This window comes from Acinetobacter bohemicus ANC 3994, from assembly GCF_000367925.1.
Classification (GTDB): domain Bacteria; phylum Pseudomonadota; class Gammaproteobacteria; order Pseudomonadales; family Moraxellaceae; genus Acinetobacter; species Acinetobacter bohemicus.
In genome coordinates, this window is the sequence record NZ_KB849176.1 from 527,815 (window position 1) to 544,704 (window position 16,890).

17 protein-coding genes and 4 tRNA genes are annotated in these 16,890 nt (G+C 39.1%); 9 read left to right on the forward strand and 12 right to left on the reverse strand.

The window, feature by feature from the left end:
• The first annotated feature begins 462 nt into the window (after positions 1 to 462).
• The 4 genes from glnA (at position 463) to ubiA (ending at position 3,788) form a co-directional block, all read left to right on the forward strand.
• Positions 463 to 1,878 carry a type I glutamate--ammonia ligase gene (gene glnA / locus F994_RS15210; RefSeq protein WP_171065353.1) on the forward strand — a complete coding sequence of 472 codons (1,416 nt, stop codon included), beginning with the start codon at positions 463 to 465 and terminating at the stop codon, positions 1,876 to 1,878.
• A gap of 91 nt (positions 1,879 to 1,969) precedes the next feature.
• Positions 1,970 to 2,245, forward strand: a complete 276-nt coding sequence (locus F994_RS15215; protein WP_004651480.1) for a hypothetical protein — start codon at positions 1,970 to 1,972, stop codon at positions 2,243 to 2,245.
• Between the two features lie 130 nt (positions 2,246 to 2,375).
• Positions 2,376 to 2,876, forward strand: a complete 501-nt coding sequence (locus F994_RS15220) for a chorismate--pyruvate lyase family protein (protein ID WP_004651481.1) — start codon at positions 2,376 to 2,378, stop codon at positions 2,874 to 2,876.
• 33 nt (positions 2,877 to 2,909) lie between these two features.
• Entirely contained in the window at positions 2,910 to 3,788 is an 879-nt protein-coding gene (ubiA, locus tag F994_RS15225) for a 4-hydroxybenzoate octaprenyltransferase (RefSeq protein WP_004651482.1), read from the forward strand.
• Between the two features lie 223 nt (positions 3,789 to 4,011).
• On the opposite strand, the gene F994_RS15230 is transcribed toward ubiA, so the two are convergent.
• The 6 genes from F994_RS15230 to F994_RS15255 all read right to left on the reverse strand — a co-directional run bounded on the left by F994_RS15230 (position 4,012) and on the right by F994_RS15255 (position 6,655).
• Positions 4,012 to 4,455: a DUF2726 domain-containing protein gene (locus tag F994_RS15230; protein ID WP_034697279.1), complete on the reverse strand. Its 444-nt coding sequence runs from the start codon at positions 4,453 to 4,455 to the stop codon at positions 4,012 to 4,014.
• 56 nt (positions 4,456 to 4,511) lie between these two features.
• Positions 4,512 to 4,587 (reverse strand) — tRNA-Asn (locus F994_RS15235).
• A gap of 221 nt (positions 4,588 to 4,808) precedes the next feature.
• A tRNA-Asn gene (locus tag F994_RS15240) sits at positions 4,809 to 4,884 on the reverse strand.
• Between the two features lie 5 nt (positions 4,885 to 4,889).
• Positions 4,890 to 4,965, reverse strand: a tRNA-Asn gene (locus tag F994_RS15245).
• A 147-nt stretch (positions 4,966 to 5,112) separates the two neighbouring features.
• On the reverse strand, positions 5,113 to 5,739 hold the full coding sequence (locus F994_RS15250; protein WP_004651484.1) for a superoxide dismutase: 627 nt from the start codon (positions 5,737 to 5,739) through the stop codon (positions 5,113 to 5,115).
• A 157-nt stretch (positions 5,740 to 5,896) separates the two neighbouring features.
• Positions 5,897 to 6,655: a Nif3-like dinuclear metal center hexameric protein gene (locus F994_RS15255; protein WP_004651486.1), complete on the reverse strand. Its 759-nt coding sequence runs from the start codon at positions 6,653 to 6,655 to the stop codon at positions 5,897 to 5,899.
• 171 nt (positions 6,656 to 6,826) lie between these two features.
• Between F994_RS15255 and F994_RS15260 the strand changes: the two genes are divergently transcribed.
• Positions 6,827 to 8,008: a trypsin-like peptidase domain-containing protein gene (locus F994_RS15260; protein ID WP_004651487.1), complete on the forward strand. Its 1,182-nt coding sequence runs from the start codon at positions 6,827 to 6,829 to the stop codon at positions 8,006 to 8,008.
• 173 nt (positions 8,009 to 8,181) lie between these two features.
• On the opposite strand, the gene F994_RS15265 is transcribed toward F994_RS15260, so the two are convergent.
• On the reverse strand, positions 8,182 to 9,258 hold the full coding sequence (locus F994_RS15265) for a hypothetical protein (RefSeq protein ID WP_004651488.1): 1,077 nt from the start codon (positions 9,256 to 9,258) through the stop codon (positions 8,182 to 8,184).
• A gap of 91 nt (positions 9,259 to 9,349) precedes the next feature.
• Positions 9,350 to 9,425 (reverse strand) — tRNA-Asn (locus F994_RS15270).
• A 239-nt stretch (positions 9,426 to 9,664) separates the two neighbouring features.
• Here F994_RS15270 and F994_RS15275 point away from each other — a divergent pair.
• Positions 9,665 to 10,123: a hypothetical protein gene (locus tag F994_RS15275; RefSeq protein WP_004651489.1), complete on the forward strand. Its 459-nt coding sequence runs from the start codon at positions 9,665 to 9,667 to the stop codon at positions 10,121 to 10,123.
• An 82-nt stretch (positions 10,124 to 10,205) separates the two neighbouring features.
• Here the strand turns inward: F994_RS15275 and F994_RS15280 are convergent, their stop codons facing one another.
• Entirely contained in the window at positions 10,206 to 10,640 is a 435-nt protein-coding gene (locus F994_RS15280) for a PaaI family thioesterase (RefSeq protein WP_167555811.1), read from the reverse strand.
• Between the two features lie 319 nt (positions 10,641 to 10,959).
• On the opposite strand from F994_RS15280, the gene F994_RS15285 reads away from it, so the two are divergent.
• Entirely contained in the window at positions 10,960 to 11,802 is an 843-nt protein-coding gene (locus F994_RS15285) for a DMT family transporter (protein WP_004651491.1), read from the forward strand.
• 90 nt (positions 11,803 to 11,892) lie between these two features.
• Here the strand turns inward: F994_RS15285 and F994_RS15290 are convergent, their stop codons facing one another.
• From F994_RS15290 to map, 3 genes are all read right to left on the reverse strand, one after another.
• Positions 11,893 to 13,119: a pyridoxal phosphate-dependent aminotransferase gene (locus tag F994_RS15290; RefSeq protein WP_004651492.1), complete on the reverse strand. Its 1,227-nt coding sequence runs from the start codon at positions 13,117 to 13,119 to the stop codon at positions 11,893 to 11,895.
• A gap of 311 nt (positions 13,120 to 13,430) precedes the next feature.
• Positions 13,431 to 13,850 (reverse strand): hypothetical protein, encoded by a 420-nt coding sequence (locus F994_RS15295; RefSeq protein WP_004651493.1) that lies wholly within the window; start codon positions 13,848 to 13,850, stop codon positions 13,431 to 13,433.
• A gap of 179 nt (positions 13,851 to 14,029) precedes the next feature.
• Positions 14,030 to 14,857 (reverse strand): type I methionyl aminopeptidase, encoded by an 828-nt coding sequence (gene map, locus F994_RS15300; RefSeq protein ID WP_004651494.1) that lies wholly within the window; start codon positions 14,855 to 14,857, stop codon positions 14,030 to 14,032.
• Positions 14,858 to 15,066: 209 nt separating this feature from the next.
• Here map and rpsB point away from each other — a divergent pair, with 209 nt between their 5' ends.
• Together rpsB and tsf are read left to right on the forward strand one after the other, a co-directional pair.
• Positions 15,067 to 15,816 (forward strand): 30S ribosomal protein S2, encoded by a 750-nt coding sequence (gene rpsB, locus F994_RS15305; RefSeq protein WP_004651496.1) that lies wholly within the window; start codon positions 15,067 to 15,069, stop codon positions 15,814 to 15,816.
• A gap of 140 nt (positions 15,817 to 15,956) precedes the next feature.
• Positions 15,957 to 16,832 carry a translation elongation factor Ts gene (tsf, locus tag F994_RS15310; RefSeq protein ID WP_004651497.1) on the forward strand — a complete coding sequence of 292 codons (876 nt, stop codon included), beginning with the start codon at positions 15,957 to 15,959 and terminating at the stop codon, positions 16,830 to 16,832.
• The last annotated feature ends 58 nt before the right edge of the window (positions 16,833 to 16,890 follow it).

Below are 16,890 nucleotides of genomic sequence, written 5' to 3' on the forward strand. Positions count from 1 at the left end.
TATTCAATATGAAAGCATAAAATAGCACCACAATAACCCGCTAATAATGCGCTAAAAGTAAATTTATTTTTATGGGTTTGCACTAAAGGGCTAAAATATTCAGCAATTAAATCATTAACATGGCATAAAAATAACTTTTAGGGATTGATTTTGAAATAAGGAGATTAATTTTAAGTTAAACAGCTCGAAAAAAGGATCTTTTACACGTTTTAAAAATAAATGCGCACCATTTTGATACACTGAAAGAAACTTTTTAATCAAAAGTAATGAAGAGTGTTTGAATATGGTGCATTTACATTTGCACACAGTATAATAGCCTCAAATCAAAGTGGTTAAATCTTCTATTCTGATAAAGAATTCAATATTTTATCTTTGTTTTTAAAAGTTGGTATGAGAATTGCTTAATAGATACCAACTACTAACACGCACTTAGCAGGTGCAACAAAAAATCATCGGAGCAAAATGAGCATGGCGAACAAGGTCCTTCAACTCATCCAAGAAAGTGGCGCAAAATGGGTCGATTTTCGCTTTACTGATACTAAGGGTAAAGAGCAGCACGTAACTTACCCAGCAGATACGATTGACGAAGATACATTTGAAGACGGTAAAATGTTTGACGGTTCTTCAATTACAGGTTGGAAAGGCATTGAAGCTTCGGACATGATTTTACGTCCAGATGCTGAAACATGTTTCCTTGACCCGTTCTTTGCTGAAGCGACAGTTGTTGTAACTTGTGATGTAATCGAGCCATCTACTGGTCAAGGTTATGAACGTGATCCACGCTCAATCGCTCGCCGTGCAGAAGAATACTTAAAATCAACGGGTATTGGTGATACTGCATTCTTCGGTCCTGAACCAGAATTCTTCGTATTTGACGAAGTTAAATGGGAAATCGATATGTCTGGCGCGCGCCATACATTAATCGCAGAAGAAGCGGCTTGGTCAACAAACAAAGACTACGAAGGCGGTAACTCTGGTCACCGTCCACGTGTTAAAGGCGGTTACTTCCCAGTTCCACCAGTGGATTCTTCACATGATATGCGTGCAGAAATGTGTGCAAAAATCGAAGACATCATGGGTCCTGGTCGTGTAGAAGTACATCACCATGAAGTTGCATCTTGCCAATTAGAAATTGGTGTGAGCTTCAACACGATGGTTCGTAAAGCGGACGAAGTACAGCAGTTTAAATATGCTGTTTGGAACGTTGCGCATCAATATGCTAAAACTGCGACTTTTATGCCTAAACCAATGGTTGGCGATAATGGTTCTGGTATGCATGTTCACATGTCGATCTCTAAAGATGGCAAGAACTTGTTTGCTGGTGATGAATACGCTGGTTTGTCAGAAATGGCATTGTACTTCATTGGCGGTGTGATTAAACACGCTCGTTCATTGAATGCGATTACCAACCCATCGACTAACTCGTACAAGCGTTTAGTGCCACATTACGAAGCGCCAATTATGCTTGCATATTCGGCTCGTAACCGTTCAGCGTCTATTCGTATTCCTTACGTTTCTAGCCCTAAAGGCAAACGTATTGAAGCGCGTTTCCCAGATCCAATGATGAACCCGTACTTAGGTTTCGCGGCATTGTTAATGGCTGGTCTTGATGGTATTCAAAACAAGATTCACCCAGGTGAAGCTGCTGACAAAAACTTGTATGATCTTCCTCCTGAAGAAGAAGCGAAAATCCCTACAGTTGCACACAGCTTAGATATGGCGCTTGAAGCACTTGAAGCTGACCATGACTACCTATTAAAAGGTGGCGTGTTCACTAAAGATATGCTTAATGCGTATATCGAAGTTAAAACTGAAGAAGTTCGTCGTTTGAACACGACAACTCACCCAGTTGAATTTGATATGTACTACAGTTTGTAATTCGTACGCGAATTTAAGCAAAAAGAAACCCGCTCATGTAGCGGGTTTTTTTGTATCATTGCTTTTGAATTCGATAATTTTATGAAAACTTATGGCGCAACGTAAAAAAGAAACCAGCTTTTATCCTTGGGTTGATGTTAAAGATCATAGTAAAGGCTTTAAAATGAATTTTTCCACAGTCATTTACTTGGAGCTTGGGCGTACATCGGAAGGGTATAAGCAGGCTGAATTCATTGGTTTAAAAAATCCAGCATTGGCTTTAGATTATGCTTATCCGGAACATTTTTTTCTAAGTTCTGAGGGTTTAATTTTGCATAAAACAGCCAGTGGTAAATTTGAAGTGATTGCAAAAACGGATAAGTGCTGAGGCTTTGGTATTTTGTCGCTCTGGGTAAATGCAATAGGGTGCATTTAGGTGTGGTAGTGACAAAAGGATGAATCAATTCAGTTACAGTAAATGATATTCAAAAAAATCATCTTCAAAGAGTAGTGGGTATATGCGAAATAAGCAGGCATGTAACATACAGGATGCGCAACTTTCTCCTGAATTAAAAACATGGTTATATGCGTCAGGTTCGCTCACACAACAGCTTACAGAGTTAGCGGATGGTGAGTTTAGTGTTAAACCTATTAAAGAACATTTTAAACGTCTGAATTTTAGCGATGCACAATGGATGCAAATGCCACATTGGCATACATCATGGGTGCGTGAGAGTTATCTGTATGGCTCTGAAGCGCAGCCTTGGGTCAAAGCAAAAAGTATTTTTCCTATTTTAAGTCTGCAAGCAAAAGCACGTATCTTCCAGCATATTGGTAAAAAGCCAATAGGATGGTTTCTATTTCAACGCACCAATCCACAATGTCAGCGTCGCGTCATTCTGCTTGAAGACGGTTGGACGCGGCAAAGTTGCTATACTTGGCATGGTTGTAAATTTATTGTTCAAGAAACTTTTTTGTCTGCATTTGAGCAATTTATTCAGCAAAATCTTTCAGAGTAAAATATTAAACAGTAACTTAAGTTAAGGATAGTCATGGACATTGCGCAACAAACTACATGGCGTGAGCGTTTAGCAGCATATTATTATTTATGTCGTTTTGATAAACCAATTGGCACGGAATTGGTTTTTTGGCCAACCATGTGGGCGTTGTGGGTTGCAGCCAAAGGCATACCTCATTTGGGTATTCTATTGGTCATGATTTTGGGTGTGATCTTTATGCGAGCGGCAGGTTGTGCCATCAATGACTTTGCCGATCGTAAGGTTGATGGTGCTGTCGCAAGAACCAAAGATCGTCCTTTGGCGACAGGGGTAATTAAGCCGATAGAGGCAATCTGGGTGTTTTTAATTCTGGTTGCTGCAAGTGCTTGTTTGTTGTTTTTTTTGCCGATTGAGAGCTTTTACTGGTCATTTGGTGCATTAATTCTCGCTTTTATTTATCCATTTATGAAGCGTTACACCCATTTACCACAGCTGTTTTTGGGTGCTGCATTTTCATGGTCAATTCCAATGGCTTATACGGCTGTGGGGGTTACACCTGATTTAACCTGTTGGTTACTCTATTTTGGTAATTTGGCTTGGTGTGTGGCATATGATACGCAATATGCCATTACCGACCGTGAATATGATTTAAAAATTGGTGTGAAATCTACAGCGATTTTATTTGGTCGATATGACATTGAAATTATTTCAATGTTACAAGCGATGAGTGTGTTATTGATTGGCTGTGCATTGTATTTAGAAAATTTATTATTTCCTTATGCTTTGATTGCTTTATTTGTGGTTATTGCTGATTTTATTTATCAATGGACGAAGACTCGTGACCGTGATCCGCAACTTTGTTTTTGGGCATTCCGTCATAACCGTTGGGTTGGCTTAATTATTTTTGTAGGTGTATTTATTTCACTTTTATAAATTTGAACAGTGGTTGAAAAGCATCCTATTTGGGTGCTTTTTTTATGCTTAATTAAATTATCCTAGATTAGACATGACATAAAATAAAAAGGAATAACATACGATGAAATCAAATTTTAAAAAACAGCTTTAATGGGTTTGTGTTCCTCAACTCTTGTACTTAGCGCCTGTGGAGATAGTAACGAAACAATAAAATTTACAGGGAGCTTAATGGCTCCCTTTTTTAATCAATATCTTTATGCAATTGTCGAACGGAGGGAATTTCAGTGTAACGCAATACGCGATAGCCTGCTTCATGAAGCATATAATCCCGAAATTTATCTTCTTCGACTTTGTATAGGTGAGTGGGATCATCCAGCTCAATAATCACTAAAACTTGTAGGGATTCATTGAGTAAAACGAAATCGGTTACTTTGCGATTAAACTGATTGCGAATTTTAAGATTATGACTGGTGATTAAGGCACTAAAGGCGACTTGTGCTAAGACGTGATATTGAGGGAAAGCTTCTTTCAAACGAACGTACATTCTGCATTCATATGCAGTAATGATGCGTTTAGGATAAAACTTTTTTTTGGTTCTTAGATATTGCTGAGCACACAGTATAATCAGTACAAGGCTGGCAATAATACCAATAATTAGAAAAGTAAATGAGCTGGCGTTAAACACGATATAAATCTATAAATAAGAAAAAACCCACTCAAATAGAGTGGGTTTTTAGAATTTGGCTCTCCAACCTGGGCTCGAACCAGGGACCTGCGGATTAACAGTCCGTCGCTCTACCGACTGAGCTATTGGAGAATCTGAAACGGATTCTATTGACCTAAAGTGCTTTGGTCAAGTCAGTTTTAATAAAAAAAGCTAAATGTTGATTTAACTGCTTTTTTTATCATCATTCTGGTCAACTTTAGTGCTTTAGTGCTTTAGTGGTTGTATTTTAAGAATTGAAAGAATGAAGATTATTTATTAGAAATAAGGATATAAAAAAAGCCCACTTCATGATGAGTGGGCTTTTTAGAATCTGGCTCTTCCACCTGGGCTCGAACCAGGGACCTGCGGATTAACAGTCCGTCGCTCTACCAACTGAGCTATGGAAGAATAGATGGCTCTCCAACCTGGGCTCGAACCAGGGACCTGCGGATTAACAGTCCGTCGCTCTACCGACTGAGCTATTGGAGAATCTGATGCGCATTTTAGGGATGAAAGCTTAACTCGTCAACATGTAAAGATAAAGAAATGAATCATTTGCCTTATAATTATGCAGAAATACGCTAAAAATAAAAAAACCACCCATAATGGGTGGTTTTTTATGCAAAAAATAATAAATTATTTTTCTACGCCAGCCGCTTGACCCGCATATTTAGCATTTGCATAATCCCAGTTTACTAGGCTATCAAGGAAAGTTTTGATATAAACAGGACGTGCATTACGGAAATCGATGTAGTAAGCATGTTCCCAAACGTCAATTGTAAGTACTGCAACTTGACCGTGAGCAAGTGGAGTATCTGCATTTGATGTTTTAAGGATAGAAAGGTTGCCATTTACTTTATCAGCAACTAACCAAGCCCAACCTGAACCGAATTGAGTTGTTGCAGCCGCAGCAAATTCTTCAGCAAATTTTTCAAAAGAACCGAAAGCTTCATCAATTTTAGCAGCCAAAGCGCCAGTTGCTTTACCACCACCATTTTTAGCCATACAGTTCCAGTAGAATGTATGGTTCCAAACTTGAGCCGAGTTATTGAATACACCCGCTTTAGTTGCATCACCAGCAGTCGCTGTAATGATTTCTTCTAAAGTTTTACCTTCAAGGTCAGTGCCTTTGATGAGGTTATTCAGGTTCACAACGTAAGTGTTGTGATGTTTGTCGTGATGGTATTCTAAAGTTTCTTTGCTAATGTGCGGAGCAAGATCTTCATAACCGTATGGAAGTGCCGGTAAAGTAATCGTTGTCATGTTTTCAATTCCTTGCATTTTGCTGGGTTTTGACATTAAGTGGCTTTATTGTAATAGATTCTTAGGGAAAATTGCGCATTGCTTATAAATAACAATACAGAATAAAGCCTGAATTTATATGTATAAAGAAAAATGCCAAACACAAGCGATTTTAAAATTAAATCGGATTGTTTAATTCGAAATAACTATACTCAATATTGAACTGTTCTGAAATAGCTTTAGCAAGACGTTGAACGCCATAACGCTCAGTTGCATGATGACCGCAGGCGTAATAATTCACGTTTAATTCACGTGCTTCATAATATGTACGTTCGCTGACTTCTCCTGAAATATAGGCATCACAGTTACGCTCAGCAGCTTTGCCAATAAAATCTTGTGCAGCGCCAGTGCAATATGCCACTTTTTGAATACTGTCTTTTTCGGCAGGTAAGTGAATGGTGTTAAAACCTAAACGATCAGTACAATACTGTTTAAATGCTGTCGCAGACATAGGTTGGTTCAAGTAGCCAATATTACCAATCGGATAGCGTTCATTGGAATCTAGCGGTTCGATATCGCGTAAACCTAAAATTTCCGCGAGGGCCGCATTATTACCAAGGCTTGGGTGAGAGTCGAGTGGTAAGTGATAACCTACCAGAGAGATATCATGCTGAATAAGACTCTTAATGCGTTTACCGCGCATTCCTGTGATTGGGTAGGGTTCACCTTTCCAAAAATAACCATGATGCACTAAGAGCAGGTCAGCACCTTGTTCAATCGCTGCATCAATTGCATCTTGTGATGCAGTGACCGCACACAAAATTTTATTTACCTCTTGTTTTCCTTCAATTTGTAAACCATTGGGTGCATAGTCTTTAAATTCATGTGATTTCAGGGTTTGGTTGCACCACTGAATAATTTCATTAAGTTTTGCCATAAATTTCTCAAAAGTCTAAATATTTAACATCATCAACACATATTTTGAATTGTAACTAAAGCATGACAAAACTCTTGTACTATTTTATGTTTCTTGATGTATTTCATCTTACAATGATTCATAAATTACTTAGTCATCAACGAATTAAAATATTTATTAGAGGAAATTAAAGTGCGTCGCACATTTTCATGGTTACCTTGGGTTTTACTCATTCTAGTTACCCTCGGTTTTCTTTCATGGCAACAATATCAGAAACCTAAAGCGCCTATTGCCGCTGATGGTGTAAAAATGCCGGCAGAGAAAGTCGAGTCTTTGGTCAATACGACCAAAACGGGTGGGGTTGATTCTTATAGTGCCGCTGTCAAAGTCGCAGCTCCGGCAGTGGTGAATATTTTTACCACACAAAAAGTAAATAAAGCTGAACATCCTTTGTTAAATGATCCTGCTTTTCGTGAATTTTTTGGTGATCAAATCCCAGATCAATTGGGTCCAGAGCAAAATGAAAACAGCTTAGGTTCTGGTGTTATTGTTCGTTCTGATGGCTATATTTTGACTAATAATCATGTGATTGCGCAAGCCGATCAGATTGTGGTGGGGTTAAATGATGGTCGTCGTGCACTTGCAAAAATTATTGGTACTGATCCAGATTCTGATCTTGCGGTAATTAAAATTGAATTAGATAAACTGCCTGTTTTGCCTTTTAAACTGAGTGGCAATGAAGTTGGAGATGTTGTTCTTGCAATTGGTAACCCATTTGGTGTTGGGCAAACAGTAACGCAAGGGATTATTTCTGCGACCAATCGTTCAGATTTGGGTATTAATACCTATGAAGACTTTATTCAAACAGATGCGGCCATTAATCCGGGTAACTCTGGTGGTGCATTGACTGATGTCGCGGGTAATTTGATTGGGGTAAATACCGCTATCTTTTCTCAATCCGGTGGCTCATTGGGTATTGGCTTCGCAATTCCTGCCAAAGTTTGTCAGCAAGTCCTGAATTCAATTTTGAAAGATGGTCGTGTAGTTCGTGGTTGGTTAGGGATCAGCTTGATGCCTGTGCAGCAAGAGAATTTTCTTGAACCTAAGCAAGCAGGTGTTGTGGTGGCAGATGTACTGCCTAAAGGGCCAGCGGCAAATGCGGGAATTAAAAAAGGCGATAAGATTATGCAGGTCAATGGTGAGCCGATTACTTCTGCTTCTCATCTGATTAACTATGTAGCTTTACAGGCTCCGAATAGCAGTATCAAAATTTCTGTTGTTCGAGGTGGAAAACCATTAATGCTTGATGTAATTGTGGCTGAGCGTAAAGCGCAGAATAATAGTTCACAATATATTCCTTTACCGCAGCGTTAAAAAAATCCTGATTTATATTTAGATACTTTGAATAACAAAGCGCATTTCGATGCGCTTTGTTATTTTTATTTGCTCATGGTTTTATGACTCTGTTCTATATCTAGATGAGCTGATAATAAGACAATGCTGGAAGTGGGTAGGGTGTTTTAAAGGTTTTTATATTTTTTTGATAGCTATTGGTCTTTAGACTCTGCAAAATACAAACCTAAACCAATAATTAAAATCAGTGTGGTTTGAGTGAAAAATGCGTGATTAAAGCCACCAAATTTTTGTTGTGCATATCCTGCAATAATTAGAAAGCCTGTCAAATACAGCAGGCGATAGAGCGAATTGCCAAAGCAGTATAAAATACTCGCCAAGGATAAGAGCAGGCATCCGAACACCATGTAATTGATGTCCCAAATAATGGTATGCACTGTAAAAAGTAAGCTGCTGAGTAAGCCAATGGTTAGTGCTCTGCTACTCTCAAAGCCTTGGTTGAAATGAAACATCAAAAAGCCCAACACAGGAAGAAAGATCAAGGCATATTTAAACCATTGTATATATTGATTGCCTAACATGACGCTGATCTGTTGTAAGGTAATAGGATTTTCACTGATGCTTAATCTTAACCAGTTGAGGCTTAAGCCCTCAGGAATGTTGGCTTTTACCATAAATCTTAACGATTGTGTGTTGTAAGGAATACTGTAAATTTCTTCAAAACCATGTCCGTAGAATAACCAAGATTGATTACCATCTAAGGTTTGATATTCTGTTTGTTGGCTGGTCGATATATTAAAAAAATAGCCCTGATCATTTATATTGGTTTTACGACAAGGTGCTGATTTGCCTTGTATCTCACAGATCGGCAGCACTGTAATTTCAAGATCTTTACGATTGTGTTGTTGCCCAGCAAAATCAACATAGAGGTAAAATCGACCCGTAGCGCTATTGAATGGGGTTGCTGGACTCATCCAGTGTTTTTCTGTTGACATTTGCTCAAGCGCAGGGAGGTTCTCATTCGGCTGAAATGCATTATCCTGAATTTGATCAGTGGGAATGAGCAATTGTTGAGTGGGGGGAATGGCTTGATTCGTTTGACTATCGTAGAGCGGTGGCACGGCATTGGTCAGTTTTTCAAGCTGAGTTTTTGGTGAGCAGCTGACTAAGTAAATGACAAAGGGAATACTTAAAAATAGAAGTACGAAAGTGGCGAGTTTAGCGCGCAGCAATGCGGCTTGATTGGATTTTAAATCTGTTCTAATCAGCATTTTTTATTTTTAAGAGAATGATTTGGCGCAGTATATTTAAATTATAGGTATAAAAAAAGCCCAATTCAAAATGATTGGGCTTTTTAGTATTTGGCTCTCCAACCTGGGCTCGAACCAGGGACCTGCGGATTAACAGTCCGTCGCTCTACCGACTGAGCTATTGGAGAATCTGAATGCGATTATAAGGAGATTTTTCAGAGGGTCAAGCTAAAGTTGTCACCTTTCCTTCATTTTTGCACTGTATGCTTTTTATTTAGACAAATAAATCAAAATAGTTAAAAAAACTTGCACGGCCAAAAATGAGTTGTTAGATTAAATCCATAACAGAACGTTTGAATGAAAATTCAAACAGTGTGGATTTAAAACCAACTTGCCAGCACTAAAATGGCTAAACAGGAGAAAGCGAATGCATACGCTAACGATTGCCGAAATTTTTTCAAATTTATCTTTTTATCAAGACAATTACCTTTCAATTATTCAAGATTCTGTACAGTATCGAACTGTGGTGGAAGACGCTTATATTCAAGTGTGGCCAGTAGGCACTGAACAGCTTTATCTTGGTGATTTATTGCAACTTTGGTTTAGTGATAAATGGTTGATTAATTCACCCTGCCAATTGCTATTGGAAAGTTATTCAAATGGTCGTAAAAAACCGTTACAGCGTGACCATGATTTATATCTTTATCAATTAAATGGCAGTGCATTATCAGGACGAAACAATTCGAAAGTCTGGTCTGTGTCTGAGCAAAAAAAGCTTTCTGTATCTTTAGATAGCGTATTTAAATATTTATGTATTTTTAAAGGTACACATCGTCCGAGTATTTTTCAGGACAACCTGATTAAAAACTTCAAAACGGCAATATAAACAAAAGAGTATGTCGTAATGGCAAACCCTTTATTGGTTTGCCAAAATACTGGGTTAAATATCTTAAGCTATTAAAATTAAATTAACGAATAATCATGCAGGTTGCAGTGGCATGCGCATATAACTTGCCATTTGCATCGATAATTTTACCTTCAGAAATACCTAAGTTTTTACTGATGTTAATGACGGTGCCAATTGCAATAAGCTCTTTATTTTGCGGGATGGGGCGGCACATTTTAATATTTAGGTCGATTGTGCCGTAACCAACACCCGCTTCTAACATGCTGTGTACCGCGCAGCCTGTAACAGAATCGAGTACCGTTGCTGCAAAACCACCATGCACACCACCCAATGGGTTTAAATGACGGCTATCTGCTTGAGCTTTGAAGTGAATGGTTCCTTCAGAAACCTCATATGGCTGCATGGGGATGGTTTCACTAATACTTGCAGCTGGAATTTTGCCAGCGCACATGGCTTGTAAAAGTTGTAGTCCTGTCATTTCTTTGGGATTCATCACGATCTTCCTGAATTATTATTGAGTTTTAAAATAAACGTGTAGGTAACTTAATGGGCTGTTTTATATTCGTCAAGTTAACGTACTGATTTGTGTGCTGGACTGCTGATATTTACTTTAAGCCCTTGTTGAATATTCTTTTTGTAATAATAAGTTTGAGATAAGCATAAAATGAGATTGTGCGAAGCGTATAAGTTTTTATGACTGACTTGAATTGGTTTATTTAATTTAAGACTTGAGAGATAAAAACTGGAGTTTAAGTCTAAATTTGTATATCTATAAGAGTGAATAGAAGCCCGTCGTTGAATATGGATACTCAACAATGTTCTTAAAAATAACCTTGGCTATGATGGCCTTTGCTGCAAATTCAGTATTGTGTCGTTTGGCTTTGGCTGGACAGCAAATAGACCCGTTAAGCTTTAGCGTGATTCGTGTCTGTAGTGGTGCGGTGGTCTTGTTAATGCTGTGGTTGCTGAGTCAAACACGACAGGTAATACAATGGAATTTATACAGCGCACTGGCTTTGGCGATTTATATTGTGGCATTTTCATATGCTTATATTCAAATTGATGCAGGTGTCGGGGCGCTTTTGCTGTTTGGAACGGTGCAATTGGCGATGGTTTTTTATGCTGTTTTTCATGGTGAAAAATTAAATTTAAAACGTGGTTTCGGTTTAATCATTGCATTCATAGGGATTGTGATTTTACTTTTACCAGGAGCCAGTGCACCGAGTTTGAGTTACGCCATCATTATGATGATTTCCGGTTTAGCTTGGGCCGCTTACAGTATTTTAGGTAAGAAGATGCTGAATCCATTATCGAGTAGTTTAGGGAATTTTATACTGGCTACTCCTTTGGTGCTGATGGGCTATTTTATGTTGCATCAAGGTACAAATATGAGTACTCGAGGCATTGTTCTAGCTATGCTTTCAGGTGGGGTCACCTCTGGTGGAGCATATGTGCTGTGGTATTCGATTGTTAAGCGTATCGACCGTATAGATGCGAGCACTGTACAACTGAGTGTGCCGTGTTTAGCAATTTTAGGTGGTTCGCTTTTTATTGGTGAAACAATAGGGCTACGTCTGATTTTATCAACGGTGATTGTGTTGCTGGGTATTTTTTTGGTGATTTATGCAGGAAAAAATAGCGTTGAAGAAAATAAGTAAGTCACTTTCTTATATTTGGTATTGATTTTTTATTAAAAAAAACCCGCGAAAATCGCGGGTTTTTAAATCTAAAGATTGAAATCTTATCGATTATTGTGCAGCAGCAATTGAAGCAATCGCAGCATCTACGCCTTCGATTGAATCAGCAGCTTTCTTAATACGAGCAAGTGCATCTACAAGTACTTCATCAGCAGTTGCATAAGAAATACGCATGAAACCGCCTAAACCGAATGCATCACCAGGAACTACAGCAACACCTGTTTCTTCCAATAACCATTCAGAGAATTCTGTGCAAGATTTTAAACCTTTAGCACGAATTAACGGTTTGATATTAGCGTAAGCATAGAACGCACCATCAGCAGGTAAGCAAGTGATACCGTTGATGTCGTTTAAGCCTTTTACCACTAAGTCATGACGACGTTTGAATGCTTCAATCATTGGTTCAAGAACTTCTTGAGGACCATTCAATGCAGCTTCAGCAGCAACTTGTGAAATAGACGTTGGGTTTGAAGTTGATTGAGATTGGATTTTTTTCATTGCGCCAATCAATTTAGCAGGACCCGCTGCATAGCCAATACGCCAGCCAGTCATTGCATAGGCTTTAGACACACCGTTTAACACGATTGTACGGTCATAAAGATCTGGAGCAACAGTTGCGATGTTGTAGAACTCATCATCCCAACGGATTGGTTCATACATATCATCAGAAGCGATATAAACTTCTGGGTATTTACGAAGAACTTCAGCCAAAGCTTCTAATTCAGCTTTCGTGTAGATCATACCTGTCGGGTTAGATGGGCTGTTAAGCACCACTAAACGTGTTTTGTCAGTGATTGCAGCTTCTAGTTGAGCAGGTGTGATTTTGAAACGTTGTTCTTCACCACATTTCACTACAACTGGCACACCTTCAGCGATGATCACCATATCTGGGTAGCTTACCCAGTAAGGTGCAGGAATAATGACTTCATCACCTTTGTTTAACAAAGCAAGTGCCAAGTTAAAGAATGATTGTTTACCACCGCAAGAAACCAAGATTTGGTTTGCTGCATAATCAAGATTATTGTCGCGTTTAAATTTTGCGATGATCGCTTTTTTAAGACCTGGCGTACCATCAACAGCGGTATATTTGGTAAAACCGTTGTTAATCGCTGTAATTGCTGCATCTTTGATGTGTTGTGGGGTGTCAAAATCTGGTTCACCTGCGCCCAAACCAATTACGTTTTTACCAGCCGCTTTAAGTTCAGCAGCTTTGTTGGTAACAGCAAGTGTAGGGGACGGTTTGATGGCATTTACACGATCAGAGAGACGTACGTCCACGGCAGTATTCCTTCTTATGGGGATTAGAAAATAAAAAAGCAGATTATTTTAGCCTAAAAAACAGAGGAAAGGGGAGACAGAATGCGCCAACAATAGAAAAAGTACATTGTTTTGTCTAATTGATGCTTTATATAGCACCATAAAAACTGACTGCTTTATTGGGGGTGAAATTGGAATATTGTTTGTGGCACTCAATTATGTCTAAAATTGATGATTCAAGCCGATATTTTTAGCATGCTGTGGGCACTGCACTTGAAGCAAAAAGAGTGTGCATTAAAGTGCCCAACATGAAGAAATGCTTTAATTAAACCTTAGTAAGCATATTTTAAGTCAGTGTAATCGCTGAGCGATTTTTGTAGATGAGCATTGATGAACTCACGAACATCTTCAGGTGTCATCGCTTGTCCTTGCTTGGTAATGACATGCTCTATCGGTTGTTGATCAACAGCGGTAATTTTATAAACGAAATTAGATGAGGTGGTGTAACCAGACTCTTGGTTAATCACGCAGGTCACATAACGATAGTTGTGTTCAAAGTTTAAATCGGTATGTGAAAAGACAAATTGTTCGAATAATTTAAGACTTTGACCATGAGCTAGGGCTTTGAGTTCCTCGACAATCGTTGCGCTGAACTTCATGCCATAGCGTTCAGAAATAGGCTTTTGATCAATCAACAACGAAACAGAGTCATCATCATTATGGGTTACTGTGACATTACTAAAATTAGACATGAGAATCTCTGAGTTAAAAATAAATTGGGATACGTGCCAGTATGGTTAAAATAGCTTAAAAATCAATTAGCAGTTGTATGTAGCACTTGTATGGATGTGAGATAAAAACTGCACCTTAAAAGCAAAAAATAAAAAGGCCACATTGAAGTAGCCTTTTTTAAAAATAGATGCTTGAATTTTTATTTCATAAAACGTGATAAATCTTCTTCAGGACGAGCGGTGAGTACTTCAACCCCAGTTTTTGTGACCAAAAGTGTATGTTCATATTGAGCAGATAAACTATGGTCTTTGGTGACCACTGTCCATTTATCACCGAGAAGTTTGGTTTTCCAGTCTCCACCATTGACCATAGGTTCAATGGTAAACGTCATACCTTCTTCAAGAATCATGCCGCTATTGCCTTGACCATAGTGCAGTACCTGTGGTTCATCATGGAATACTGTACCAATCCCATGACCGCAGTATTCACGAACCACACCAAAGCGTTCTGACTCAACATATTGTTGAATTACATGACCAATGTCGCCAATGGTTGAACCCGGTTTAACGGTTTCGATGCCACGATACATCGCTTCTTGAGCCACTTTACATAAACGGTCAGCCAAAATAGATGTTTCGCCACCGACGATATACATCATATTGGTATCGCCGTGATAACCATCTTTAATCACGGTGACATCAATATTCAGGATGTCACCTTTTTTTAGTTTTTTACTGTCTGAAGGAATACCGTGGCAAACCACATGGTTGACCGATGTGCAAATAACATGTTGGAACGCTGGGCGTCCGGGAGCTGCACCATAACCTAAACATGCGGGAATGGCATCTTGAACATTGACAATATAGTCGTGACAAATCGTATCAAGCTCAAGTGTTGTGACACCCGGTTTGATATGCGGTTTGATCATATCCAAAACTTCAGCCGCCAGTCGTCCCGCCACACGCATTTTTTCAATTTCATCTGGGGTTTTAATGAGTCGACGTGGCGCTTGGTAAGTACTGTTCATGATCTCTAAAAACTTTTGGAAATTTATATGTGACTATGGTATAAATAGCCGCCCATTTTATCAAATGCTTTTTCGTGAATATATTTCACGAGCTTTGTTGGATGGGGCAACAAAATCCGCACATATATCGACACATTTCTCTGGGTGCCCTTTGGGGTGGAGAATGCGGATATATGGAGGCCTAACCCAAACTTTAAGGTATAAAGAAAATGGCAGATTACAACGTAAGCATGCGTGACCTTCTTCAAGCAGGCGCGCACTTTGGTCACCAAACTCGTTTCTGGAATCCAAAGATGCGTGAATACATCTTTGGTGCGCGTAACAAAATTCACATCATCAACCTTGAACACACTGTTCCTGCGTTAAATGATGCTTTGAACTTTGTTAACAATCTTGCTAGCAAAAAGAACAAAGTATTGTTCGTTGGTACTAAACGTGCTGCTTCTAACATCATCCGTGAACAAGCGCAACGCGCTGGTCAACCATATGTTGATCACCGTTGGTTAGGTGGTATGTTGACGAACTGGAAAACTCTTCGTCAATCGATCAACCGTTTGAAAGACCTTCAAACTCAATCTCAAGACGGTACTTTCCTTAAGCTTACTAAACGTGAAGCTTTAGAGCGTACTCGTGAGATGGAAAAGCTTGAACGTGCTTTAGGCGGCGTTAAAAACATGGGTGGTTTACCTGACGCATTATTCGTAATTGACGTTGACCACGAATCAATCGCGATTAAAGAAGCTAAAAACCTTGGTATTCCTGTAATCGGTATCGTTGATACAAACTCTAACCCAGACAACGTAGACTACGTTATCCCGGGTAATGACGATGCAATCCGTGCGGTTACACTTTACGCTTCTGCTATGGCTGATGCGATTCTTGCTGGTAAAGAGTACGCTCAATCACAAGCAAACGCTCAAGCGAAAGCTGAAGACGTTAAAGAAGCTCCAGAGGCTTAATGCGTTTTGACGCAAGATTGTCATTTTTGCGACATGTAATGGTGGCAAATTAAGCGTCAAGAAAGCAGAACGGCCCAGAGAACACTTTGGGCCGTTTTTGTTGAACAGATTCATTTTTCTACCGTATTTAGGAGAACAACATGACTGCAGTTACTGCGAGCATGGTAAAAGAATTACGTGACCGTACTGGTCTTGCGATGATGGAATGCAAAAAAGCATTAACAGAATCTAATGGTGATGTTGAATTAGCGATTGATAACCTTCGTAAATCAGGTCAAGCAAAAGCAGCTAAAAAAGCGGGTAACATTGCTGCTGATGGCGCGATCACGATTGCTCAAGAAGGCAACAAAGCGATTCTTTTAGAAGTAAACTGCCAAACTGACTTCGTTGCTAAAGACGAAAACTTTGCTGGTTTCTCTGCTAAAGTTGCTGCTGCTGCGCTTGCTGCAAACGAAACTGATGCTGCTAAAATTGCTGAATTGAAACTTGAAGATGGCCAAACTGTTGAAGAAGCGCGTATTGCTCTTGTTCAAAAAATCGGTGAAAACATCCAAGTTCGTCGTGCGAAAATTGTTGAAGGTGAAAACCTTGCAGTTTACAAACACGGTTTAAAAATTGGTGTAGTTGTATCTTACACTGGTGATGCTGCTACAGGTAAAGGTATTGCAATGCACGTTGCTGCGTTCAATCCTGTTGCTGTAAATGCTGAAGGTGTATCTGCTGATCTTATCGCTAAAGAGAAAGAAATTGCTGAAGCGAAAGCGATCGAATCTGGTAAGCCAGCAAACATCGTTGAAAAAATGGTGACTGGTTCAGTTGAAAAATACTTGAATGAAGTTGTGCTTGAGCGTCAAATGTACGTAATTGACAACGACAAAAAAGTTGCTGATGTATTAAAAGCAACAGCTACAGTTGTAGCTCAGTTTGTTCGCTTCGAAGTAGGTGAAGGGATTGAGAAAAAAGCAGAAATGAGCTTCGCTGAAGAAGTTGCTGCTGCTCAAGCTGCTGCTCAATAATTTTACTGTATAAGTAAAAATATTGTGTGAAAGAAAGCCCCATAGCGGGGCTTTTTTT

Bases quoted from the DNA above. Each gene is read 5' to 3' on its own strand.
- glnA (WP_171065353.1), top strand. From the start codon at position 463: ATGAGCATGGCGAACAAGGTCCTTCAACTCATCCAAGAAAGTGGCGCA.
- F994_RS15215 (WP_004651480.1), top strand. From the start codon at position 1,970: ATGGCGCAACGTAAAAAAGAAACCAGCTTTTATCCTTGGGTTGATGTT.
- F994_RS15220 (WP_004651481.1), top strand. From the start codon at position 2,376: ATGCGAAATAAGCAGGCATGTAACATACAGGATGCGCAACTTTCTCCT.
- ubiA (WP_004651482.1), top strand. From the start codon at position 2,910: ATGGACATTGCGCAACAAACTACATGGCGTGAGCGTTTAGCAGCATAT.
- F994_RS15250 (WP_004651484.1), bottom strand. From the start codon at position 5,739: ATGACAACGATTACTTTACCGGCACTTCCATACGGTTATGAAGATCTT.
- F994_RS15255 (WP_004651486.1), bottom strand. From the start codon at position 6,655: ATGGCAAAACTTAATGAAATTATTCAGTGGTGCAACCAAACCCTGAAA.
- F994_RS15265 (WP_004651488.1), bottom strand. From the start codon at position 9,258: ATGCTGATTAGAACAGATTTAAAATCCAATCAAGCCGCATTGCTGCGC.
- F994_RS15275 (WP_004651489.1), top strand. From the start codon at position 9,665: ATGCATACGCTAACGATTGCCGAAATTTTTTCAAATTTATCTTTTTAT.
- F994_RS15285 (WP_004651491.1), top strand. From the start codon at position 10,960: ATGTTCTTAAAAATAACCTTGGCTATGATGGCCTTTGCTGCAAATTCA.
- F994_RS15295 (WP_004651493.1), bottom strand. From the start codon at position 13,850: ATGTCTAATTTTAGTAATGTCACAGTAACCCATAATGATGATGACTCT.
- map (WP_004651494.1), bottom strand. From the start codon at position 14,857: ATGAACAGTACTTACCAAGCGCCACGTCGACTCATTAAAACCCCAGAT.
- rpsB (WP_004651496.1), top strand. From the start codon at position 15,067: ATGGCAGATTACAACGTAAGCATGCGTGACCTTCTTCAAGCAGGCGCG.
- tsf (WP_004651497.1), top strand. From the start codon at position 15,957: ATGACTGCAGTTACTGCGAGCATGGTAAAAGAATTACGTGACCGTACT.